The organism is Solimonas flava DSM 18980 (genome assembly GCF_000426685.1).
Classification (GTDB): Bacteria; Pseudomonadota; Gammaproteobacteria; order Nevskiales; family Nevskiaceae; genus Solimonas; species Solimonas flava.
This window is the reverse complement of the sequence record NZ_AUFV01000008.1, coordinates 186,572-210,153: the sequence shown is the minus strand read 5'-3', so window position 1 is coordinate 210,153 and position 23,582 is coordinate 186,572. Positions and strand designations below refer to the sequence as shown.

Sequence of the window (23,582 nt, the reverse complement as noted above, 5' to 3'; positions counted from 1 at the left end):
CCGCCCTTCGCCATGAGCACCGACCTGCGGGCCTTGCGCGATGATCCCTTCGCCATCCTCGAAGAGCTCGAGGCGCGGCTGCAGGCGGCGCGCCTCGATGCCGGCGGCGGACAGGCGCAGAGCTGGACCGGTCTCGGCTTTCGCATCGGCTCGCGCTGGTTCGTGGCGCCGCGCGAGGACGTGCGCGAAGTGATCGCGCCGCCGCGCGCGACGCGCGTGCCGAATGCGCAGCCCTGGCTGTCCGGCCTCGCCAACGTGCGCGGCGAGCTGCTGGCGATCGTCGACCTGCCGCGCTTCTTCGGCCTGCCGGCCGGCGAGGCGCAGCGCGGCCAGCGCGTGCTGGTGCTCAACTCCAAGCGTCTGCCGGCCGGCCTGCTGGTCGACGAGATCGCCGGCTACCGGCAGTTCACCGCCGCCGAGCAGCGCAACGAGATGAAAGCCGACGCCGCACCGTTCACGCCGTACCTGCTCGGCGCGTTCGTCCGCGAAGGCCATCCGTGGTACGCGATGAGCCTGCACCGCCTCGCGCAGAGCGAAAGCTTCCGGGCGGCCGCCGCATGAACGCACGTCTCAAGCCCGCCGCGTTCAGCGGCCTGCACTGGGTGCGCGGCGAGCTCGACCAGAGCGTGGCGCGCGCCCGCTCGCTGATCGAGCAGCACGTCGAGAATCCGGACGATCCGCTGCCGCTGCAGCAGGCCTACGTCGAGCTGCACCAGGTGCGCGGCACGGCGGCGATGATCCGCTGCATCGGCGCCGCGCAGCTCGCCGGCGAGATGACCGCGGGTCTGCACGATCTGCTGCGCGGTGGCGTGCGCGATACCGAAGTGCTCTACAGCGCGCTGCTCGGCGGCACCGTGCAGCTCGCCGACTACCTGCAGGCGCTGTCCGAGGACATGGCCGACTGCGCGCTGGTGCTGCAGCCGGCGATCAACGAGCTGCGCCTGGCGCGCGGCCAGCCGGTGCTGACCGAGATCGAAGTCTTCACCGGCCAGCTGCAGGCGCTCGATCTTAGGCTGCCGCTGCCGGAAGGTGAGCGCGCGCCGGGCGCGCTGCAGCAGCAGGCGCAGCGCTACCTCGCGGCGTTCCAGGCGTCGCTGCTGGCCTGGATCCGCAATGCTCCGGACGCGCAGACCGCCGGCGCCCGCATCGGCAAGATCGCCGAGCAGCTGGCGCAGCACGCGGCCCGCATCGAGACCCATCAGCTGTGGCGCAGCGCCGCCGCAGCGATCGAGGCGCTGCTCGGCCGCAGCCTCGACAACTCGCTGGACCTGAAGCGGCTGTTCGGGCGCGTCGGCCAGCAGATGAAGCTGATCGCCGAGGCCGGCGAGGACGCCGCCGCGGCCGGCGCCTACGAGCTGTCGCTGCAACTGCTGTTCTTCATCGGCCGCTCGCGCGGCCGCGGCGCGCGCGTGCAGGCGTTGCGCCAGCATTTCCAGCTCCACGCCTATCTGCCGGATCCGGCCGAGCTCGACGTCCGCCGCCGCCGCATCCACGGCCCGAGCACCTCGCTGCTGGCCAAGGTCTCGGACGAGATCCGCGCCGACTTCACGCGCGTCAAGGATCACATCGACCTCGTGGTGCGCGCCGGTGGCGGCAGCGGCGACGGCTTCACCGGGACCCGGCAGAGCCTGCGCCGCATCGCCGACGTGCTCGGCGCGCTGGGCCTGCGCGTGCTGCAGCAGACGGTCGCCAATCAGGCGCAGTCGCTCGAAGCGCTCGGCGCCGAGGCCGGGCTGGCGCAGTGGCTGGCGCTCGCCGAATCGATCCTGCGCGTCGAGAACTCGCTCGAAGACGCGCTGTTCCGCCAGCTGCGTCCGGCCGAGGGCCGCGACGAGCTGACCCTCGACACGCCGACGCCGCGCGATTACGCCGAAGGCATGCAGGCGCTGTACCGCGAGTCGCTGGTCAATCTCGCGCGCGTCAAGCAGGCGGTCGACGGCTTCCTGAAGTCCGGCGCGACCAACGAGCTGCCGGACGCCGTGCTGCTGATCGACGAGGTCGGCGCCGGACTCGAGATCCTGCGCCGCACGCGCGTCGCCGAGGCGGTGCGCCGTCTGCGCCGCTTCGTCGCCAGTCCCGAGTTCGTGCGCCTGCGCGACGGCCAGGGCCTGCCCGAGCGTTTCGCCGACACGATCGCCGCGCTCGAGTACTACATCGAGGCCGAGCGCGACGATTCGCCGCTGACCGAGGTACTGCCGGCGCAGATCGAATCCTTCGTCGCCGCGATCGAGGCGGCCGTCGCGCGGCCGACCGTCGCGCCGGCCGACGAGGCGGCGCCGCCCGGCGCGGTGCCGGTCGAACCCGAAGCGGCGGCGCCGGAGGCGTTCGCCGGGGTGCCGCCGCCTGCCGCGGTGCCCGCGCCGACGCCGGACGGCTTCGACGACGAGATCCGCGAAGTCTTCCTCGAAGAAGCCGGCGAGGTGCTCGCCGCGCTGCGCGACAACCTGCCGCTGTGGATGCGCGACCCGCGCGACCGCGAGCGCCTGACCACGATCCGCCGCTGCTTCCACACGCTGAAGGGCAGCGGCCGCACGGTCGGCGCGCTCGCGCTCGGCGAGTTCGCGTGGGCGATCGAAAGCCTGCTGAACCGCTGCCTCGACGGCTCGGTGCCGACCTCGACCGGTGCGGTCAAGCTGATCGGCGACGCGGTCGCGTTGCTGCCGGCGCTGATCGAAGACTTCCGCGCCGGCCGCGATCCGGACGGCGCCGCCGAGGCGCTCGCGGCGCGCGCGCGCGAGTACGCCGAAGGCCGCGATCCGGACGCCGCCGGCGAACCGGACATGGCGGCGATCTTCCGCGAGGACGCGCTCGACAAGCTCGGCGAGGTGCGCGACTGGCTCGCGCAGTTCGATCACGCCCGCAGCCGCTATCCGGTCGACGAGCTCGCGGTGCGCGCGTTCCACACCTTGCGCGGCGCGGCGCGCGTGATCGACGCGCCGGCGATCAGCGAGCTGTCCGGTGCGCTCGAGCACTGGCTCGAACGCGTGATCGGCGACGGCCAGGCGCTCGACGACGCCGGCCTGAGCCTGCTCGAAGCGGCGACCGAGACGCTGCTCAAGTGGAGCGAACAGGTCGGCAGCAAGGCCGTGCAGCAGCAGGACGCACGGCTGTGGATCGAACAGGTCGAGTCGCTGCAGGGCAGCGTCGACCGCCTGCACGAGGACGACGAGGCGCGCCAGCTCGCCGAGATCTTCTCGGGCGAAGCTTTCGATCTCGTGCAGAAGGCCGAAGGCCTCATCGACGCCTGGGCGCAGGCGCCGGACGACCGCGCCGCGCGCCAGGAACTGAAAGTCGTTCTGCATACGCTGACCGGCGCCGCGCTGATGGCGCAATGCCCGGCGATCGGCAACGTCGCGCGCGCGCTGCAGAAGCGCATCGACGAGGCGCTGGCCGGCGATGTCCTGCCCTCGGCCGGCGCGTTCGCCGCGCTGCGCGATTTCTGCGAGGGCATCTACCAGCAGCTCGATGCCTATCGCGACGGCCGCCTGCACGGCGACGGCGCCGAGTTCGTCGCCCGCATCGAGGCGATGGCCTGGGACGCACCGGCGCCGGCCGCAGTGTCGGCTGCGGTGCCGGCCGCCGAGCCCGTCCCGGCGGCCGCCGCGGCCGCCGCCGCCGCCGCCGCGGCCGAGGCACCGGCCGCGTCGCTGGTGCCGGAGGTGGTCGAGTCGCTGCGCTACGCCGTCGTGCCGGAAACGCCCGCTGCGGCCGAAGCGGCGCCGGTCGGCGCCGCCACGGCCGAGGCCGCCGACGAGGTGGAGGCCGAGGCGATCGAGATCCCGCCGGTCGCCGAAGACGAGCCCGAGCCCGCGGCGCTGCTGCCGGCACCGGCGCCGGTGCCGCCGGCGCTGTACGCCGTCGCCGACCTCGGCCTCGATCCCGAACTGCTGCACATCTTCATCGCCGAGGCCGAAGAGCTGCTCGAAGGCTATGACGCCGCCGGTGCGGCGCTGGAACGCAATCCGCGCGATACCGATGCGCTCGACGAGCTGCGCCGCCTGCTGCATACGCTCAAGGGCAGCGCGCGCGTCGCCGGCGTCGCGGCGGTCGGCGAAGTCGCGCATCGGCTGGAGACGCTGGTCGATCGCGCCGGCGCCGATCTCGGCGCCGTCACCGCGCGCCTGCAGCTGGCCGGTGACGGCTTGCGCTACGCGGTCGACGATCTCAAGCGCGGCCGCCTGCCGGATCTGCAGCCGCTGCTCGTCGAGCTTGAGGACGTCACCACCGCTGCGGTGCCGGCAGTCGCGCCGTCGACTTCCGCCGCGTCCGCGCCCGCAGTGCCGCCGGCCGAGATCGCGGACGCCGAAGTGCCGGCAGCGGCAGCGCCGGCAGCGGCAGTGGCGGCCGGCGAGGGGCCGGCGCCCGAGGTGCCGACGCTGGCGCCGCCGCTGGCGCCGGCGGCGCCGATGCCGGCGCCGTTCCCGGCGACGCCGGCGAGTGTGTTCGCGCCGCCGGCCGACGAAGCGCCGCGCTACGACGAAACGGCGCCGCCGGCCGACGAAGCGCCGCGCTACGACGAGACGGCGCCGGCGGTCGACGCCGATCTGGTCGAGATCTTCGGCGGCGAGGCCGTCGAGCTGCTCGAACAGCTCGAGCGCGCCTACGCGCGCTGGCGCGTCGCGCCGGCGCAGAGCGGCCCGGCGCAGGACATGCAGCGCGCGCTGCACACGCTCAAGGGCGGCGCGCGCATGGCCGGCCTGTTCGCGATGGGCGACGCCGCGCACGAACTCGAGACGCGCCTGGTCGCGCTCGAGGCCTCGGGCTCGGTGCAGGCCGAGGCGCTGGCGCCGGTCGGCGAGGCGGTCGCCGCGCTGCGCCGGATGAGCGATCAGCTGGAGCGCCGCGACTTCCGCGGCCTGCTGCACGCCGACAAGGCAGCGGCGCCGGCACTGGTGTCCGCCGCCACGCCGAGCGGCCTCTGGGACCCGGAGCTGTTCTGGCGACCGGACGAGGGCAGCGAGCGCGAGATCGCGCTCAAGCGCGAGACCGCGCGCGTGCCGGTCGATGCGCTCGACCGCATGCTCAACGACGCCGGCGAGATCTCGATCTACCGCTCGCGCCTCGAAGAGCACAACAGCGGCATCCAGGCGCAGCTCGCGGAAATGGCGCAGACCATCGCGCGCGTCCGCGAGCAGCTGCGCCAGCTCGATGCCGAGACCGATGCGCAGATCACTGCGCGCGGCCTGACGCAGTCCGAGCATCCCGACCGCTACGCCGGCGAGTTCGATCCGCTCGAGATGGACCGCTACACGCGCATGCAGGAGCTGTCGCGCGCGCTGGCCGAATCGGCCGGCGACCTCGCCGCCGTGCACGGCTCGATGGACACCTATGCGACCGGCGCGGTGACGCTGCTGCAGCAGCAGGGCCGCGTCAACACCGAGGTCCAGCAGGGCCTGATGCGCACGCTGATGGTGCCGTTCTCGCGCCAGGCCGCGCGCCTGCAGCGCGTCGTCCAGCAGACCGCGCTGGAGAACGGCAAGCGCGCCGACATCGTCTTCTCCGGCGCCGACGCCGAACTCGACCGCAATGTGCTGGAGCGCATGACGGCGCCGCTCGAACACCTGCTGCGCAACGCCGTCGTGCACGGCATCGAGGCTCCGGATGTGCGCGCCGCGCGCGGCAAGGCGCCGGCCGGCCAGATCCAGATCAACCTCTGGCGCGAAGGCACGCAGCTCTACGTCGAAGTACGCGACGACGGCGCCGGACTCGACTACGGCGCGATCCGCGCCACCGCGATCAAGCGTGGCCTGATGCCGGCCGACGCGCAGGTTGCCGACGAGCAGGCGGCGCAGTTCATCTTCATGCCCGGCTTCTCGACGGCGCGTTCGTTGACCCAGGACGCCGGGCGCGGCGTCGGCATGGACGTGGTCGCCGCCGAGGTCAAGCAGCTCGGCGGCACGCTGGAGCTTTCTTCCGAGATCGGCCGCGGCGCGCGCTTCCTGGTGCGTCTGCCGCTGAATCTGGCGCTGTCGCAGGCGCTGCTGGTCGAGGTCGGCGGCGAAGCCTATGCGATCCCGCTGTCGAGCATCGAGGGCATCGTGCGCATCGCCCGCGACGAACTGCCGGCGTACTACGCCGACAACGGCCCGTTGTTCGCCTACGGCGGCGCCGACTACCGCGTGCGCCATCTCGGCGGCTTTCTCGGCAGCCCGCGCGAAGCGTCGGGCGCCGACGGCAAGACCTCGCACGCGATCCTCGTACGTCTGCCGGAAGGCATCGGCGCCGGCGATCGCCGCTACGCGGTGGTCGTCGATGCGCTGCTCGGCAACCGCGAGATCGTGTCCAAGGCGGTCGGCGCGCAGATCAGCAGCGTGCCCGGCGTCAGCGGCGCGACGATCCTCGCCGACGGCCGCGCGGTGCTGATCCTCGACGTCGCCGAACTCGCGCAGCATGCCGCGCGCCGGGCGCTGCGCATGGCCGCCGCCGGCCCGGCGCCGAGCGCCGAGGCGGTGACGACGCGCGGCCTGGTCATGGTCGTCGACGACTCGCTGACGATCCGCCGCGTCACCGAGCGCCTGCTGACGCGTCAGGGCTATGCGGTGGTCACCGCCAAGGACGGTCTCGACGCGATGGCGCAGCTGCAGAGCGAGACGCCGGCGGCGATCCTGCTCGACATCGAGATGCCGCGCGCCGACGGCTTCGAAGTCGCCGCCTACGTGCGCAACACGGCGCGCATCGAGACGACGCCGATCATCATGATCACCTCACGCTCCGGCGAGAAACACCGCGAGCGCGCCCGCGCGCTCGGCGTCAACCGCTACCTGATCAAGCCCTACCAGGAAGATCAGCTGCTGCACGAACTGCGCGGGGTCCTGAGCCAGGCATGACGGTCGATACCCCTACGCCGGCGACCCGCCAGCAGCTCTACGCGGTGCTGATCGCGCTGGCCGGCGACACGCTGCTGCTGCCGAACCTCGCGGTCGCCGAGGTCGTTGCCCGCGACGCCGTGCAGCCGGACCCGCGGCTGCCGCCATGGCTGCCGGGCCTGCTCGAATGGAACGGCCGGCGGTTGCCGGTGCTGCGCTTCGAACCGCTCAACCGCGGTGAAGCGGCGTCCGATCCGCGCCGCGAGCGCGTCGTCGTCCTGAACTCGAACGGCCGCCACCTGCCGTCCGGTCAGTTCGCGCTGATCACCCAGGCCTATCCGCATCTGGTCACGCTGAACCGCGCGGCGCTGCAGCCGCTGCCGCTGCGCGAGCGCGACCGCCCCGAACTGCTGCTGGCGCGCACCCGCGTCGCCAACCAGGAGGCGCTGATTCCCGATCTCGATATGCTCGAAGCGGAGATCGCGCGGGCGCTGACGACGGCGGGAGTGTGATGCTCGGCGGACTCGGCGCGCCGGCCCGCTACGCGCTGCTGTCGGTTGCCGCGGCGGGGCTGACGATGCTGCTCAAGTTCGTCGCCTGGCACTACAGCGGTTCGGTCGGCCTGCTGTCCGATGCGCTCGAATCGCTGGTCAATCTCGGCGCCGGGCTTGCCGCGTTCGCGTCGCTGCGCTGGGCGGCGATGCCGCCGGACGACGAGCACGCCTACGGGCACGGCAAGGCCGAGTACTTCTCGAGCGGCTTCGAGGGCGCGCTGATTTTCATCGCCGCGCTCGGCATCTGCTACGCGGCGCTGCCGCGCCTGCTGCATCCGCAGCCGCTGGAACAGCCGGGCATCGGCCTGGCGATCAGCGTGCTGGCCGCGGTCGTGAATCTGGTCGTTGCGCGCCTGCTGCTGCAGGTCGGCCGCCGGCACCGCTCGCCGGCGCTGATCGCCGACGGCCGCCACCTGATGAGCGACGTCTGGACTACCGCCGGCATCGTCGTCGCCGTGGCCCTGGTCGCGCTGACCGGCTGGCTGGTGCTCGACGCGCTGGTCGCGATCGCGGTGGCGGGCTACCTGCTGTGGACCGGCTATCACCTGCTCGGCGTCGCCGGCCGCGGCCTGATGGATCACGCCTGGCCGGCCGACGAGCGCGCCGCGCTCGACACGGTGCTGGAGGCTTATCGGAAGCAGGGCATCGACTTCCACGCGATCCGCACGCGCACCGCCGGCAGCCGCCGCTTCCTGACGCTGCACGTGCTGGTGCCCGGCGCCTGGAGCGTGCAGCGCGGCCACGACCTGGTCGAGGGCATCGAGCACGAGATCGCCGAGCGCCTCGGGCCGCTGTCGGTGCTGACCCATCTGGAACCGGTCGAGGACCCGGCCGCGCACGACGACGAGCAGCTCGAGCGGAGCGCGGAGCGGCGCGGATGAGGGCGGGCGGTCTAGAATCGGACCGGAACAGCCAGCGAGCAGAACCGCGACCCATGGATGGTCCCGCCCACCGCGATCTCGACCGCCTCATCGAAGCCGTCTACAGCGCGGCCTTCGAACGGGACTGGCAGCACTTCCAGGCCGAGGCCTTGCAGCGCTTCTGCGAATGGGCCGGCGCCGACGGCGGGGCCTGGACGATCCGTGCGCGCGACGGCGCCGACGGCGAGTTCGCGCGCTGGCCGGCCGGGCTGGCGCTGGACGCCGCGACGCTGGCCGGATTGCGCTTTCCGCAGGGCCAGCGCGAGCTGCAGCTCGGCGTCGATGCCGGCGGCCGGCCGCGGCAGGCGCTGGCGCTGAAGATCGGCCATCGCGGCTCGTCGCTGCACAGCGTGCTGGTGCTGCTGCCGGGACCCGAGACGCCGCCGCACGAATCGCTGCGCCGCGCCGCCGGCCACCTGGTGCAGGCCGCTTCGCTCGGCCTGCAGCAGTTCGTGCGCCGCGACGAGTGGCTGATGGCGATGGGCCGCAGCTCGCGCGGCTCGGCGGCGCTGATCGATGCCGGCGGCGCGATCTACGCGATCAGCGACCGCTTCCGTGAACTGGTCGCGCTCGAGTTCGGCGACCTGCATTTCACGGCGCTGCCGTTCGCGCTGCCGCCGGAGCGGCTCGACGAGCCGGGTCCGTTCCAGATCGGCAGCCTGCATTTCCGCGTCAAGCCGGAGGGCAGGCTGTTCCTGCTCAACGCGCGCCGGCCGCATCCGCTCGATGTGCTGTCGCCGCGCGAACAGGAGATCGCCCGCGCGCTGGCGCTCGGCAAGACCTTCAAGAGCGTCGCGCGCGAGTACGAGATCGCGATCAGCACGGTCGCCAACCACGCCTCGCGCATCTACCGCAAGCTCGGCATCTACCGCCGTGAGGAACTGGTCGAGCTGCTGCGCCGCGCCGCCGACAGCAAGGCCGCCTGAGCGGCGCCGTGCCGTCTGCTAGGCTTGCCGGCATGGACAGCCTGATCTCCCCCGCGCCCTGCGTCGCGCTCGACGCCGGCATTCTGTGCATCGACACCCAGCAGGTCCGCCCGCAGATGGCCTGCTGTTACCTGATCGAACGCGGCGACGATCTCGCCTTCGTCGAGGCCGGCACTTCACCCGGCGTGCCGGCGCTGCTGGCACTGCTCGAGGCGCGCGGGCTGGCCCGCGAGCGCGTGCACTACGTGATTCCGACCCACGTGCACCTCGATCACGCCGGCGGCGCCGGGCTGCTGATGCGGGCGCTGCCGAACGCGAAGCTGGTCGCGCATCCGCGCGGCGCGCGGCACCTGATCGACCCGGCCAAGCTGATCGCCGGCGCTTCGGCGGTCTACGGTGCGGATGCGGTACAGCGCATGTACGGCGAGATCGCGCCGGTGCCGGAAGCGCGCGTGATCGTCGCCGACGACGGCCTGCGCCTGCCGTTCGGCGACGGCGAGCTGGAGTTCGTCGACTCGCCGGGCCATGCGCGCCATCACTTCTGCGTCTGGGACGCCGCCAGCCGCGGCTTCTTCACCGGCGACAGCTTCGGGCTGTCGTATCGCGAGTTCGATACCGCGGCCGGGCCGTTCATCATGCCGACGACGACGCCGGTGCAGTTCGAACCCGAAGCCTGGCGGCAGACGCTCGCGCGCCTGCTGTCATACGCCCCGCAGTGGATGTACCTGACGCACTATGGCCGCGTCGGCGAGGTGCCGCGGCTGGCGCGCGAGCTCGGCGACGGCATCGCCCGCTACGAGCGGATCGCGACCGGACTGGCCGGCGTGCAGGACCGCCACGCGCAATTGCGGCGCGCGCTCACCGGCGATGCGATCGCCGCGCTGCGCGCGCACGGCTGCACGCTCGCCGACGACGCGATCGGCGCGATCCTCGACAGCGACCTCGAGCTCAACGCGCAGGGTCTCGGTGTCTGGCTCGACCAGCAGGCGACGCCGCGCGCCTGAGCGTTCAGACCAGCTGCCGGCTGCGCAGCTCTTCCTTGAAGTACGCGTAGAAGATCGGCGCGGCGATCAGGCCGGGAATGCCGAACGCCGCTTCCATCACCAGCATCGCCACCAGCAGCTCCCAGGCGCGCGCCTTGATGTTGGAGCCGATGATGCGCGCGTTGAGGAAGTATTCGAGCTTGTGGATGACGACGAGATAGGCCAGCGAAGCGGCGGCGACCGGCAGGCCCTGGCTGAGGCTGACGATGATGATCGCCGTGTTGGAGATCAGATTGCCGAGGATCGGCAGCAGGCCGGCGATGAAGGTGATCGCCAGCAGCGTCTTGGTCAGCGGCAGGTCGATGCCGAAGGCCGGCAGCGCGACGCCGAGGTAGAGCCAGGTGAAGAAGGTGTTGATCGCCGAGATCCAGAACTGCGCGAAGACCACGCGGCGGAACACGGCGGCGAGGCGTTCGGCGTGCTCGGCGATGCGCTCGCTCAGCGGCCGGCGTTCGCCGTGCTGCGCGGCCTTCTGCAGCGACAGCAGCGCGCCGATGATCATGCCCATCAGGATGTGCACCAGCGAGCGGCCGAGATCACGCCCGGCGAGCTGCAGCGAGCCGGCGTGCGAGCGCAGCCAGTCGACGAGCTTCTGGCGCAGCGTTTCGGCGTCCGCCGGCACGTAGGCGAGCAGGTCCGCCGGCAGGCGCGTGCGCGCGTCCTCGATGATCTGCGCCATCTTGCGCATCAGCAGCGGCAGGCTTTCGTCGCTGTTGCGCAGGAAGGCGACGATGCCGACGCCGGCCGACGCGAGCACGGCGATGACGATCGTCGCGATCAGCGTCACCGCCAGCAGCCGCGGGCCGTCGCGGCCGAGCGCGCGCAGCGCCAGGCGCGGCGTCAGGACGTCGACCAGTTCGAAGACCAGCAGGCCGGCGAGCAGCGAGGGCAGCAGATGCAGTTCGAGGATCAGGCCGAGCGCGACGGCGCTCAGGGCCCAGGCGACCAGATCGGCGCGGCTGACGGCAGGCGTGGGAGCGTTCATGGGCGGGGGCGGCACGGGGCCGCCATCATACGGCGGCGCGACGGCCGCCTCCACGCCGCCGCGCCGCCTGTCAGCGCCGTCAGACGCCGTCGTGCACGATCGTCGCCGGACCGAGCAGCGGCAGCTCGACGCTGCCGCTGAGTTTGAGCGCCGGCACCAGCAGGTCGCGCGACCAGGTGATCGGGAACTGCGCGTGGAAGGCGTAGATCAGCAGCGCGAGCTCGTCGCCTTCGCCGAGGCGTTCGGCGATGCCGTTCATTTCCAGCTCGTGACTGCCGAAGCCGCGTACCGGGGTGATCTGGTCGTCGATGATGTCCCAGCGTTCCTGACCGGGCGGACGGTGACCGATCGCCAGGAACAGGATCGGGTCGCAGCCGAGCTGCACCAGCGTCGTCGCGCAATTCTGCTGTTCGAGGCCGGACAGGCCTTCGAGATCGAGCTGCAGCAGCGGCACGCCGGCCAGCACCGCGCCGCCGGCCGGTACCGTGTACAGCGTCTGGTTGGCGAGCAGCACGCTGTCGCGCAGGCCGTTGCCGAGCAGCGAACCGGCGACGCCGAGCAGGCTGTTGAGCTGCGGCGTGCTGCCGTCGATCGCGAAGCGCGTCCCGCCGCGCGGCACCTCGCGCGTCTCGACCGCATCGCCTTCGGCCAGGCTCAGGCAGACGTTCCTGCCGGTGCTCAGCACCGCGTCGACCGAAGCGCGCTGCTGCAGCTTGTCCTCGAACCAGGCGAACTGCACGTCGTCGAGGTCCAGCGAGCCGCAACTGCGCGTGCCACCGGCGTCCTGGAAGCCGGGCAGCGTCAGCGCCGCGTAGAACGGATCGAGCGGATTCTCGAGTCCGGCGGTGCCGAGCGACAGCGGCAGGATGTGGCCGGTCTGGTGCGTCAGCAGGCGCACGTCGCCGCCGAGCGCCTTCAGGCATTCGTAGTTGTGCAGGCCGTCGTTGAAGTTGAACAGCGTGTCGCGAAAACCCTGCGTCAGCAGCACGTCGGCGGCCGGCGGCCGCTCGGGTGCGACTTCGAGCGGGTCGGGTGTCGCCAGGAGGAAGTTCTGCGCGCCGGCCGGCTGGCCTTCGCAGAAGTACGCGAGGCTGTGGTACTTCATGAAGTGAGTGCCGGCTTCGCTGAAGTGGTTGGTGACGCCGGCGGTGGCGAGGATCTCGACGATTGCGGCGTCCTCGCGCGTGCCGCCTTCGGCGACCTGCTGCAGCAGCGACTGCACGGTGCCGAGCGGATTCGCCGGGTCGAGGATCTGCGTCACCGAGGCTTCGCCGCCGGCGACCAGCGCCAGGCCCCAGCCGGACTTGACGACGTCGTTCGGGTCGAGCGAGTAGGTAAGGTCGTGCGGCGTGATGTCCGGCGCCAGCACGCGCAGGCGGTGTTCGGGATCGGCGGCGTACAGCAGCAGCTGGTACATGCCGCCGTACGAACTGCCGTAGGCGCCGACCCGCATCTTGCCGTTGTCGCGGCGGGCGAGGCCGGGCAGGTTCTCGGCCCAGTCGAGCACGGCGATCAGATCCTGGCCCTCGTAGTCCGGCGACATCACGCGCACCGTGCCGGTCGACTGGCCGAAGCCGCGCTGGTCGATCGAGATCACGTAATAGCCGGCGTCGATCAGGCGCCGGATGAAGCTGCCGTCCGGCGCCTCGGTCTCGCGCGAGCCGCCGTAGCCGTGGCCCTGCAGCACGAGCGGATAGCGCTTGCCCTTCTCCAGATGCGTCGGCTCGAAGACCTGCACGACGATGGTGTCGCCGGTCCTGGCGACCGGGATTTCCTGACGGTAGATCGTGCCGTCGCGGCTCTCGGTGACCGGTACGCGCGGCGCGCCGGCGCCGGTCGACGAACTGCTGCCGCAGGCGGCGAGCGCAGCGACGGTGACGAGCGCGAGCAGGACTCGCGCGCACGGATGGCGCTTCATGACGATTCTCCCCATGGCACTATCGTGTGCCTCTGATGTCCTTGTGCTGTCACGATAACGCAATACGGAACGTTGATGCGCCGCCTGCCGCTGGTAATCCTGACCCTGTGCGGCAGCCTGCTGCTCGGCGCCTGCAGCACGATCGGCTATTACGCGCAGGCCGTGTCCGGACAGATCGCGCTGCTGCGCGCCCGCCAGCCGATCGCCCGGCTGCTCGACGATCCCGACGTCGATCCGCGTCTCAAGGCGCGCCTGCAGACGGTGCGCGACGCGCGCAGCTGGGCGGTCGGTGCGCTCGGCCTGCCGGACAACGGCAGCTATCGCAGCTATGTCGCGCTGCACCGTCCGTACGTGGTCTGGAACGTGTTCGCGACGCGCGAGTTCTCGGTCGACGCGCTCGAGCACTGTTTTCCGATCGCCGGTTGCGTCGGCTACCAGGGCTTTTACGCCGAGGCCGATGCGCGCGCCGCGGCGGCGCGCCTGCGCGAGCGCGGCGACGACGTCTACGTCGGCGGCGTGCCGGCGTACTCGACGCTCGGCTGGTTCGATGATCCGCTGCTCAGTTCGATGCTGCGCTGGGACGACGCGACGCTGATCGCGACGCTGTTCCACGAGCTCGCGCACCAGAAGCTGTACGTCAAGCACGACACCCGCTTCAACGAGTCGTTCGCCGAATTCGTCGGCGAGCAGGGACTGCGCGAGTACCTGGCGCTGAACCCGCAGCTCGGCGGCGCCGAGCTGGCACCGCGCCGGCAGCGGCGCGAGCAGTTCACCGCGCTGGTGCTGGCGGCCCGCGAGCGGCTCGCGGCCTTGTATCGCGAGCCGCTCGACGCAGCGGTGATGCGTACGCGCAAGCAGGCGGTGTTCGACGAGCTGCGCGCGCAGTACCGCGCGCTGCGCGACGGCGCCTGGCAGGGCCATGGCGACTACGACGGTTTCTTCGAGACCGCGCCGCTCAACAATGCGCGGCTGCTGCCGTTCGGCCTCTACGATGCCGACCTGCCGGCGTTCGCCGCGCTGTTCGTCGAAAACGGCGGCGACTGGTCGCGTTTCTATGCCGCCGCGGAGCGCTTGTCGCGGCTCGATAAAGGTGCACGTCGCGCTGAACTGGCGCGTCTGGCGGCGAGCGCGGCGCCATCGTCGTCCGGCGAGGCCGCCCGCACCGCGCGCTGATCCCCAGAACTGGGGCTTACCCGCTCGATCGCGGTTCGCCTAAGGTGCCGCGAGGCGAAGCATGCGCGTCATCGAACTGCATGCTTCTTGCACGATGATGTGCTCTCTGCGAGCCGTCACATCAGAGGATTTCGCCGATGGGTTTGAAGTATTTCGATGCCGAGATCGGGCGCGAGCGTTTCAAGCGGCGCTATGTCTGGTGCTTCTGGGGATTCACCGCCGGCCTGTTCAGCGGCATGCTGCTGCTGTCGGTGCTGCGCTGACCGGCGCCTGACTTCCGCCGGCGCTGCGGGTATCCTGCGCGGGTTTTTCGCCAGCCCGTGCCCATGCAGCTCCACAACACGCTTTCCGGCCGCAAGGAAGAATTCGTCCCGCTCGATCCGAGCCGGATCACGATGTACGTCTGCGGGCCGACGGTCTACAGCTACGCGCATATCGGCAACGCGCGTCCGGTCGTGGTCTTCGACGTGCTGGCGCGGGTGCTGCGCCGCCGCTATCCGAAGGTCGTCTACGTCCGCAACATCACCGACATCGACGACAAGATCAACGCCGCCGCCAAGAAGGAAGGCGTCGACATCCGCGTCATCACCGACCGCTACGCGGCGATCTATCACGACGACATGGCCGCGCTCGGCGCGCTGCCGCCCGATTTCACGCCGCGCGTCACCGAGCACCTGCCGCAGATCATCGACATGATCTCGCGCCTGATCGCCAGCGGCCACGCCTACGTCGCCGACGGCCACGTGCTGTTCCATACGCTGAGCTTCCCGGCATACGGCGCGCTGTCGAAGCGCGACGAGCAGTCGCTGATGGCCGGCGCCCGCATCGAGGTCGCGCCGTACAAGAAGCACGCCGGCGACTTCGTGCTGTGGAAGCCGTCGGCGGCCGACCAGCCGGGCTGGGATTCGCCCTGGGGCCGCGGCCGGCCCGGCTGGCACATCGAGTGCTCGGCGATGGCCGAGGCGCTGCTCGGCGAGACCATCGACATTCACGGCGGCGGTCACGACCTGATCTTTCCGCATCACGAGAACGAGATCGCGCAGTCGACCTGCGCGCACGGCGGCAAGACCTTCGCGCGCTACTGGCTGCACAACGGTTTTCTCAACATCGACAGCCAGAAGATGTCGAAGTCGGTCGGCAACGTGCTGCTGGTGCACGAGCTGCTGAAGTCGATGCCGGGCGAGGTGATCCGCCTCGTGCTGCTGACCGCCCACTATCGCCAGCCGCTCGACTGGAACGACGAGGTCGTCGCCGAGGCGCGCAAGAAGCTCGACCGCCTGTACGGCGCGCTGCGCGAGCTGGAGGACGTCGAGGCGGCGCCGGGCGTGACCGCGCCGGAGGCCTTCGTCGCTGCGCTCGAAGACGACATCAACACGCCGATGGCGCTCGCCGAGCTGTTCGAGCTGGCGCGCGCCGCGAACAAGGCGGTCGATCCGGCCGAGAAGGCGCGCATCAAGGCGCAGATGCTCGACGCCGGCCTGCTGCTCGGCCTGCTGCAGCAGGCGCCGTCGGCCTGGTTCGCGCAGGCACCGGCCGCGGCCGGCGCGCCGTCGGCCGACGAGATCGAGGCGCTGCTCGCGCAGCGCACCGCGGCGCGCCAGAACAAGCAGTGGGCCGAGTCGGATCGCATCCGCGACGAGCTCAAGGCGCGCGGCGTGCTGGTCGAGGATTCCAAGGACGGCCAGCGCTGGCGCTATGCCTGAGCGCGGGCGCGCGGCGCCCGGCCCCGGCCGGCGCGTGGCGCGCGCCGTCTCGATCGGCGCCCATCCCTTCGTGCTGTTGCCGGCGACGGCGCTGCTGGCCGCCGCGCAGCGCGGCGCCGGGCGCGCCGAGATCGCCGCGCTGGTCGCGCTGTTCGCATGCCTGATCGTCGCGATCGGCGGCTATGCGGCGTGGCGCGTGCGCAGCGGCCGCTGGACGCACATCGACGCCAGCGCCAGCGCCGAGCGCCGCGAGCTGAACCGCCATGCCTTCATCGTGCTCGCGTTGGCCGCAGTCGTGGCCGGTCTGTGTCTGTCGCGGCGCGAATTCGTCGTGCCGCTCGCCGCCGGCGCGGCGCTGCTGCTGGTCTGCCAGCGCTTCGCGCAGCGCCTGACGATCTCGCATCACGTCGCCTTCGCCGTGCTCGCGGCCGGCTGGCTGTGGCCGCGGCCGCTCTCGCTCGTGCTGCTGCTGCTCGTGGTCATGGCGATTGCCTGGTCGCGTCTGCGCCTGGCCCGGCACACGCCGGCGGAACTCGCGGCCGGCGCCGCGCTGGGCGCTTCGGCCGCCGGCGCGGTCGCGTTCGCGCTGCGCTGAAGGCCGGCGCTCAGCCCGGCTTCGGGCCTTCGAGCGCCGGCGGGCGCATGTGTTCGAGGATTTGCGCGACGCGCTCGCCGAGGAACTTGTTCGCCGAGCGTTCGAGCGCGCGCGAGACTTCCGAGTCGACCGCCATGTTGGCGAGCGGGCGCAACCGCCAGATCAGGTCGGCGAGCCGCGGCACGTCCTCGGCCGGCGGCAGGCGGCCGTCGTAGCGGTCAAGCAGGCGCGCGATCATCTGCACCATTTCGTCGGCGACGCGTTCGACGTTGATGCGCAGGTGCTCGACCAGCAGCAGCATGTCGTCGAGCGGCATGCCGGCCTTGGTCAGCTCGGCGCCGGCGTAGAGGATCTTGGGGTTCGGCGCGCGGAAGCGGATGCCTTCGGGCTTGAGCAGGCCGAGCTTGAGCACGCGGCTCAGCGTCGCCGGCGCGAACGCGCTGATGCCGAACATCTTGAGCAGCTCCGGCATCGTGAACAGGCGCGGCGTCTCGGTCGACCACGGGCTGCCGATCGCCTGTTCGAGGCCGAGGAAATCGTGCAGGTGCTGGCCTTTCTCCAGGCCGTCGAACAGTTCCTGGATATTGGCCAGCGTGTAGCCGCGCGACAGCAGCTGATGGATCAGCATCAGGCGGCGCAGGTGTTCGCCGGTGTAGATGCCGACGCGGCCGCGGCGCTCCGGCGGGCTCAGCAGGCCGCGATCCTGGTAGGCGCGGACGTTGCGCACCGTGGTGCCGCCGGCGCGCGCCAGCTCGTCGATCGTGTACTCGTTGAGATTCGGTTCGCCGCCCGGCGCCTCGGCGGCCGGCGGCGCGGCGAGCGGCGGTTCAGGGGAAATAGCCATGGCGCGGATCATAAAGGACACTCCGCGCCAGGGTGGAAAGCCGCCGGCGCGCGCCGGCGCGCGCGCCATTCAGGCGGCGCGCGGCAGCGAGCCGGACTCCAGGTCGCGCAGCAGTGGTTCGATGCCGTCGAGATAGCGGCGGTTGTCGTGCTGCCACGGGTGGAAGCCCGGCTTGAAGTAGTCGAACCATTCGCCGGCGGCGCGGCGCAGCGGACCCGGCGTCAGGAACAGGAAGCGGAACGTGCGGCGCCAGCCGCCGCGTTCGGCGCGGGCCTTGGCGTCGGCGCGCGTCAGGCGCCACATGAAGATCGCCACCAGCGGCCAGAAGAGCGCGCTCGCCAGCAGCAGCGTCGAGCCGCGCAGCAGGTAGCTGCCGAGGCCGCGCGGCATCACCGCGCACCAGACGTCGTAGGCGACGGCCTTGTGCTCGGTCTCTTCGAGCGCGTGCCAGCGCCACAGGCGGCCGAAGTGCGGTTCGGCGTCGCCGACCACGCGGCGATCCTGCAGCAGGGCGTTGGCCATGATCGCGGTCAGGTGTTCCAGCGCGATGGTGATGCCGAGCTGCATCGGCTTCGGCAGCAGCTTGAGGCGCTCGGTCAGCTGGAACACGAAACGCTGCAGCGGCGCGCCCGGCAGGCCGGCGCTGTCGAGCATTTCGTTGCATTCGGTGTGCTCGCGGCCGTGCATCGCTTCCTGGCCGATGAACGCCGTCACCGCGCGCGACAGCTGCGGATCGGTGATGCGCTCGCGATAGTGGCGGACCGAGTGAATGAAGAAGCGTTCGCCGTCCGGGAAGAACAGCGACAGCGCGTTGAAAAACTGGCTGACGTGCGGCCCTTCGTCGTGCCAGTCGCCGATGCGCTCGGCCGGCAGCTTGAAGTGCAGGTCGCGGCGCGTCGGCATGACGGCGATGTCGTCGCTCGGGTTCGGCATGGGACTCCTCCATTACTGTTACATTAACGAATGTAACTATAGACAATGGAAGCTTCAAGCGGCCCGGGCGCCGCACCCCGCTGTCGGAACGGCCGCATCCGCGACGGGATGCGACCACCGAGGCAGGTTTACAGGCCGACGCGGCGCAGGCGCAGGGCGTTGCCGATCACCGACACCGAGGACAGGCTCATCGCCAGGCTGGCGATCATCGGCGACAGCAGCAGGCCGAAGAACGGGAACAGCACGCCGGCCGCGAGCGGCACGCCGAGCGCGTTGTAGCCGAACGCGAACACGAGGTTCTGGCGGATGTTGCGCATCGTCGCGCGCGACAGCGCCAGCGCCCGCACCAGGCCCATCAGATCGCCGTGCAGCAGCGTCACGCCGGCCGACTCCATCGCGATGTCGGTGCCGGTCGCCATCGCCACGCCGACGTCGGCGGCGGCCAGCGCCGGCGCGTCGTTGACGCCGTCGCCGACCATCGCCACGCGCCGGCCTTCGCGCTGCAGGCGCGCGATCGTCGCCGCCTTGTCGGCCGGCAGCACCTCGGCGATCACCTCGGCGATGCCGAGTTCGGCGGCGACGCGTTCGGCGGTGCGGCGGTTGTCGCCGCTCAGCATCACGACGCGCAGGCCGGCCGCCTTGAGCGCGGCGAGCGCGTCCGGCGTGGTCTTGCGCACGGCGTCGGCGATCGCCAGCACGCCGGCCGGCTGGCCGTCGACGGCGATCAGCACGGCGGTCTGCGCGCGTTCGCGAACCGCGTCGGCCGCGGCCTGCAGCGCCGCGACGGCGACGCCGCGCGCCTGCAGCAGCGCCGCGTTGCCGACCAGCAGCGCGCGGCCGTCGACCTGCGCCCAGACGCCGAGGCCCGGATCGGAGCCGAAGTCCTGCGCGGCCGGCAGCGTGATGCCGCACGCCTTGGCCGCCTCGACGACGGCGCGCGCCAGCGGGTGCTCGCTCGATGCCTCGGCGGCGGCGGCGAGTCTCAGCAGCGTGTCGCTGTCGAAGCCGGCGAGCGGCTGCAGTTCGCGCAGGCTCGGCCGGCCTTCGGTCAGCGTGCCGGTCTTGTCGACGACCACGGTGTCGATCTTCTGCAGCGCTTCGAGCGCCGCCGCGTCGCGGATCAGGATGCCCTGCTGCGCGCCGCGGCCGACGCCGACCATGATCGACATCGGCGTCGCCAGACCGAGCGCGCAGGGGCAGGCGATGATCAGCACCGAGACGGCGGCGACCAGCGCATGCGCGAGGGCCGGCGGCGGCCCGAACAGCAGCCAGAACGCGGCGGCGACGACGGCGATCGCGACGACCGTCGGCACGAACCAGGCCGAGACCCGGTCGGCGAGCCGCTGCACCGGCGCGCGTGAGCGCTGCGCCTGGGCGACCTGCTGCACGATCTGCGCGAGCAGGGTGTCGCGGCCGACGCAGCGCGCTTCGAGCAGCAGGCTGCCGCCGCCGTTGAGCGTGCCGCCGGCGACGCTGTCGCCGGCCTGTTTGCGCACCGGCAGCGGCTCGCCGGTCAGCATCGATTCGTCGACATGGCTGCTGCCCTCGACGACCTGCGCATCGACCGGGATCTTCTCGCCGGGCCGCACGCGCAGGCGCGCACCGGCCGTCACCGCTTCGAGCGGCACGTCGTGCTCGTGGCCGTCGGCGTCGAGCTGGTGCGCGGTCGGCGGGGTCAGTGCCAGCAGCGCGCGAATCGCGCCGGATGTCGCCGAGCGCGCGCGCAGCTCCAGCACCTGGCCGACCAGCACCAGCGTGACGATGACGGCCGAGGCTTCGAAGTACAGCGGCGGCATGCCGTGCGGCTGAGCGCTCGGCGGCAGCCAGTGCGGGAACAGCAGCGAGACGAGGCTGAACGCATACGCGGCGGCGACGCCGAGCGCGATCAGCGTGAACATGTTGAGGCTGCGATGCACGATCGAGGCCCAGCCGCGCTGCCAGAACGGCGCCGCCGCCCACAGCACCACCGGCGTCGCCAGCAGCGCCTGCAACCAGCCGCTCAGCGCCGGTGCGAGCCAGTGCTGCGGCGCGAGCGCGCCGGGCAGCAGCTCGCCCATCGTCAGCCACAGCAGCGGCACGCTCAGCGCCGCGCCGACGGCGAGGCGACGGCGCATGTCGCGCAGCTCGCCATCGTCGTCGGCCGCGAGGCTCGGCGTCTCCGGTTCCAGCGCCATGCCGCATTTCGGGCACGAGCCCGGATGATCCTGGCGCACTTCCGGATGCATCGGGCAGGTCCAGATCGTGCCCGGTGCGACCGATGCCGGTGCCGGCGCCGTCTTTGCCGCGTGGCCGTGGCGGCAACTGCCGGCGGGCGGTTCGGCGGGTGCCAGATAGCGCGCCGGATCGGCGATGAACTTTTCGCGGCAGCGCGCCGAGCAGAAGAAATACGCGTGGCCGTCGTGCGTGTGGCGATGCGCGGTCCGTGCCGGATCGACCGTCATGCCGCAGACCGGATCGCGAACCGCATCCGGCGCGGCGGCGCTCGCGGCCGGAGCCTGCCCGTGGCCGTGCGCGTGATCATGCGTGTGATCGTGCGGCCCGGCCGCGCCACGGTCGGCGCCATGCGCATGTGCGGCGACGACCGGCGTGGACGCCGCGTCTGGCGTCGCGGCGCTGCCGCAGCAGCTTCCCGTCGCCGGCGCGGCCTGCAGATAGCGCGCCGGATCGGCGGCGAACCGGTCGCGGCAGCCGGCGCTGCAGAAGTGGTAGGTGCGGCCCGCGTGTTCGTGATGATGCGGCGTGCGTGCGGGATCGACCGTCATGCCGCAGACCGGGTCGGTCGCCGTCTGCGGTGTCGCCGGCGCGGCGCTCTGGCAGCAGTGGCTCATGCGCGGGCCTCCGCTGTGTCGGACAGCGCGCGCAGGATCGGGCAGTGCTCGGCCGGACCGTGGCCGGGGCAGGCGGCGATCAGCTCACGCAGGCCGTCGCGGACCCGCTGCAGCTCGGCGAGCTTGTGCTCGACCAGATCGAGCTTGTGCCGTGCGGCTTCGCGAATCTCGGGGACGTCGCCGCGGCCGCTCAGTTCCAGCAGCTCGCCGATCTCGGTCAGCGTGAAGCCGAGCTCCTTGGCGCGGCGGATGAAACGCAGGCGCGCGACGCTGTCGGCCGGATAGGCGCGGTAGCCGGACGCGCGCCGCGGCGGCGCCGGCAGCAGGCCGGCGCGCTCGTAGTAGCGGACCGTGTCGATGCCGACGCCGGCCTGTTCGGCGAGCCGGCCGATGGTCAACGCCGGGCTTGAAGCGGTTTGCGGATGCTGCATGGCGGTGTTCCTGGATGAACTGCCGCCATCGTAAACCCTGGTGTCTGGTCCAGAGTCAAGAGTCCGGCGGCCCGCCCGCCGCCAGACCCGGCTTCAGGGGCGCGTGTCGGTCGCCGCCGGTGGCGTGCCCATGCGCTGCTCCATCATCTGCATGCGCTGGTCCATCATGTCCATCATCTGGCTCATCTGCGCGTCCATCAGCTCGACGTAGTTCTGCAGCAGCTTGACGCGCTCCTTGTCGGACTTGGCGGTCTTCAGCTCGCCGACGATCGCGTGCATCTGTTCCATGCGTTCGTGATTGGCCTTCATGCGCGCCAGACAGGCCGTGTCGTTCTGCATGCAGTTGCGCATCATCATGCGCGGTGCATTGCCGGACATCATGCCGCCACCGCCGCCGGGCATCTGCGCCTGGGCGCCGAAGGTGGCGACGGCGAGGCTGACGCCGGCGAGCAGTGCGGCGATGCGGTTCTGGTGATTCATGGTGATTCCTCCTCGCGCCGGATGGCGCTTCGAGCGGGCAGCGTCGCGCCGCGGCGCGAGCGCTGCCTTGATCCGCATCAAGCAGCGCCGTCCGGACGCCGCACCGGCGCACCGAAATCGGGATTGTCCGACACGCGCCGCGCCGTCTGCTCGCGGCGCGCGGCGTACCAGCCGGGGTCGCGGAAATCGCCGCGTGCCAGGCCGTCACGGACCTTGAGCACGGTGAACATGCCGCCCATCTCGACCGGTCCGTACGGACCGCTGCCGCTCATCATCGGCAGCGTGTTCTCGGGGCCGGGCATCATGCCCATCGCCACATGGCGGCCGTGCTCGGACATGCCGTTGCCGCCCATCGGCATGAAGCCCGGCAGCAGCTTGCGCACCTCGGTGGCGACGCCGCGCTGGTCGACGCCGATCGGGTTGGGCACGCCGTGGCCCATCGCGTTCATCGTGTGGTGCGACATATGGCAATGCAGTGCCCAGTCGCCCGGCGCGGCGACGAACTCGATGTCGCGCGTCTGGCCGACTCCGACGATCTCGGTCACTTCCGGCCGCCACAGTGCGCGCGGCCAGCGGCCGCCGTCGGAACCGGTGACGAGGTACTGGTGGCCGTGCAGGTGGATCGGGTGATTCCACATCGACAGATTGCCGAAGCGCAGGCGCACACGTTCGCCGCTGGCGGCAACCAGCGGCTCGGTCGCCGGAAACACCTTGCTGTTGAAGCTCCACAGATCGAATTCGGTCATCACCGACGGGTCCGGCCGCCAGGTGCCCGGATGCAGGGCCCAGTTGTGCAGCAGGATCGCGTAGTCGCGATCGATCGGCTCGGGCTCGCCGCCGCGCGGATGGATGATGAAGAAGCCCATCAGGCCGAGCGCCATCTGCGTCATTTCGTCGGCATGCGGGTGATACAGGTGCGTGCCGTGCTGGCGCAGCGTGAACTCGTAGACGTAGGTTTCGCCCGGGGCGATCGCCGCCTGGTTGAGGCCGCTGACGCCGTCCATGCCGCTCGGCAGCAGGATGCCGTGCCAGTGCACCGAGGTCGCTTCCGGCAGGCGGTTGGTGACGTAGATGCGCACGCGGTCGCCCTCGACCGCTTCGAGCGTCGGGCCCGGCGTGCCGCCATTGTAGCCCCAGCACCTGGCGCGGCTGCCCGGCGCGAATTCGTGCTCGACTTCCTCGGCGACGAGATGGAATTCCTTGGCGCCGTCGCGGACGCGGTGCGGCAGCGTCCAGCCGTTCGGGGTGCGCACCGGCGTGTAGGCGCCGGTGGGCTGCGCGGGGCGCGCCGTTGCTGTGGCCGGTGGCGCCTGCGGCGCGGCGCCGGCCGGCGCCATCGCGTGCGCGTCGTGGCCTTCGTGCTGCGCGGCGGCGCCGTGCGTGAAGCCGGCGCCGAGGCCGGCGGCGCCGAGCGCGCCGAGCAGGCGGCGCCGGCTGATGCCC

At 71.7% G+C, this 23,582-nt stretch carries 18 protein-coding genes; 10 read left to right on the top strand and 8 right to left on the bottom strand.

From position 1 onward, the window contains the following. The first annotated feature begins 12 nt into the window (after positions 1-12). From K343_RS0109940 to K343_RS0109915, 6 genes are read left to right on the top strand one after another with little or no spacing between them, the layout of a single operon-like run. Positions 13-561 (top strand): chemotaxis protein CheW, encoded by a 549-nt coding sequence (locus K343_RS0109940; RefSeq protein WP_051278132.1) that lies wholly within the window; start codon positions 13-15, stop codon positions 559-561. Further along, entirely contained in the window at positions 558-6,827 is a 6,270-nt protein-coding gene (locus tag K343_RS21625; protein ID WP_043112456.1) for a hybrid sensor histidine kinase/response regulator, read from the top strand. Before K343_RS0109940 ends, K343_RS21625 begins: the two co-directional genes overlap by 4 nt. Further along, positions 6,824-7,318 carry a chemotaxis protein CheW gene (locus tag K343_RS0109930; RefSeq protein WP_028007948.1) on the top strand — a complete coding sequence of 165 codons (495 nt, stop codon included), beginning with the start codon at positions 6,824-6,826 and terminating at the stop codon, positions 7,316-7,318. Before K343_RS21625 ends, K343_RS0109930 begins: the two co-directional genes overlap by 4 nt. Further along, on the top strand, positions 7,318-8,241 hold the full coding sequence (locus tag K343_RS0109925) for a cation diffusion facilitator family transporter (RefSeq protein ID WP_028007947.1): 924 nt from the start codon (positions 7,318-7,320) through the stop codon (positions 8,239-8,241). Before K343_RS0109930 ends, K343_RS0109925 begins: the two co-directional genes overlap by 1 nt. Before the next feature lie 53 nt (positions 8,242-8,294). Further along, positions 8,295-9,206, top strand: a complete 912-nt coding sequence (locus K343_RS23380) for a helix-turn-helix transcriptional regulator (RefSeq protein ID WP_028007946.1) — start codon at positions 8,295-8,297, stop codon at positions 9,204-9,206. A gap of 32 nt (positions 9,207-9,238) precedes the next feature. Further along, positions 9,239-10,210 (top strand): MBL fold metallo-hydrolase, encoded by a 972-nt coding sequence (locus tag K343_RS0109915; protein WP_043112454.1) that lies wholly within the window; start codon positions 9,239-9,241, stop codon positions 10,208-10,210. A gap of 4 nt (positions 10,211-10,214) precedes the next feature. On the opposite strand, the gene K343_RS0109910 is transcribed toward K343_RS0109915, so the two are convergent. Beyond that, positions 10,215-11,234 carry an AI-2E family transporter gene (locus tag K343_RS0109910; protein ID WP_028007944.1) on the bottom strand — a complete coding sequence of 340 codons (1,020 nt, stop codon included), beginning with the start codon at positions 11,232-11,234 and terminating at the stop codon, positions 10,215-10,217. Positions 11,235-11,313: 79 nt separating this feature from the next. Beyond that, complete coding sequence (locus K343_RS0109905) at positions 11,314-13,152, bottom strand: CocE/NonD family hydrolase (protein ID WP_028007943.1); 1,839 nt, start codon at positions 13,150-13,152, stop codon at positions 11,314-11,316. A gap of 75 nt (positions 13,153-13,227) precedes the next feature. On the opposite strand from K343_RS0109905, the gene K343_RS0109900 reads away from it, so the two are divergent. The 4 genes from K343_RS0109900 to K343_RS0109885 all read left to right on the top strand — a co-directional run bounded on the left by K343_RS0109900 (position 13,228) and on the right by K343_RS0109885 (position 16,623). Further along, entirely contained in the window at positions 13,228-14,325 is a 1,098-nt protein-coding gene (locus K343_RS0109900; RefSeq protein ID WP_028007942.1) for an aminopeptidase, read from the top strand. Positions 14,326-14,462: 137 nt separating this feature from the next. Next, positions 14,463-14,588: a hypothetical protein gene (locus K343_RS25165; RefSeq protein WP_281169390.1), complete on the top strand. Its 126-nt coding sequence runs from the start codon at positions 14,463-14,465 to the stop codon at positions 14,586-14,588. A gap of 63 nt (positions 14,589-14,651) precedes the next feature. Beyond that, on the top strand, positions 14,652-16,028 hold the full coding sequence (cysS, locus tag K343_RS0109890) for a cysteine--tRNA ligase (RefSeq protein WP_154662503.1): 1,377 nt from the start codon (positions 14,652-14,654) through the stop codon (positions 16,026-16,028). Positions 16,029-16,062: 34 nt separating this feature from the next. Continuing rightward, complete coding sequence (locus K343_RS0109885) at positions 16,063-16,623, top strand: hypothetical protein (RefSeq protein WP_154662502.1); 561 nt, start codon at positions 16,063-16,065, stop codon at positions 16,621-16,623. A 10-nt stretch (positions 16,624-16,633) separates the two neighbouring features. Here the strand turns inward: K343_RS0109885 and K343_RS0109880 are convergent, their stop codons facing one another. The 6 genes from K343_RS0109880 to K343_RS21610 all read right to left on the bottom strand — a co-directional run bounded on the left by K343_RS0109880 (position 16,634) and on the right by K343_RS21610 (position 23,578). Continuing rightward, on the bottom strand, positions 16,634-17,467 hold the full coding sequence (locus K343_RS0109880) for a MerR family transcriptional regulator (protein WP_245585168.1): 834 nt from the start codon (positions 17,465-17,467) through the stop codon (positions 16,634-16,636). A gap of 69 nt (positions 17,468-17,536) precedes the next feature. Continuing rightward, positions 17,537-18,400: a metal-dependent hydrolase gene (locus K343_RS21615; protein ID WP_043112452.1), complete on the bottom strand. Its 864-nt coding sequence runs from the start codon at positions 18,398-18,400 to the stop codon at positions 17,537-17,539. A 128-nt stretch (positions 18,401-18,528) separates the two neighbouring features. Next, on the bottom strand, positions 18,529-21,228 hold the full coding sequence (locus K343_RS0109870) for a heavy metal translocating P-type ATPase (RefSeq protein ID WP_084615808.1): 2,700 nt from the start codon (positions 21,226-21,228) through the stop codon (positions 18,529-18,531). Further along, positions 21,225-21,659, bottom strand: a complete 435-nt coding sequence (locus K343_RS0109865; RefSeq protein ID WP_043112450.1) for a MerR family transcriptional regulator — start codon at positions 21,657-21,659, stop codon at positions 21,225-21,227. The genes K343_RS0109870 and K343_RS0109865 overlap by 4 nt, the downstream gene beginning before the upstream one ends. A 93-nt stretch (positions 21,660-21,752) precedes the next feature. Further along, positions 21,753-22,139: a hypothetical protein gene (locus K343_RS23375; RefSeq protein ID WP_051278130.1), complete on the bottom strand. Its 387-nt coding sequence runs from the start codon at positions 22,137-22,139 to the stop codon at positions 21,753-21,755. A 77-nt stretch (positions 22,140-22,216) separates the two neighbouring features. Continuing rightward, positions 22,217-23,578, bottom strand: a complete 1,362-nt coding sequence (locus K343_RS21610; protein WP_084615825.1) for a multicopper oxidase family protein — start codon at positions 23,576-23,578, stop codon at positions 22,217-22,219. Positions 23,579-23,582: the final 4 nt, after the last annotated feature.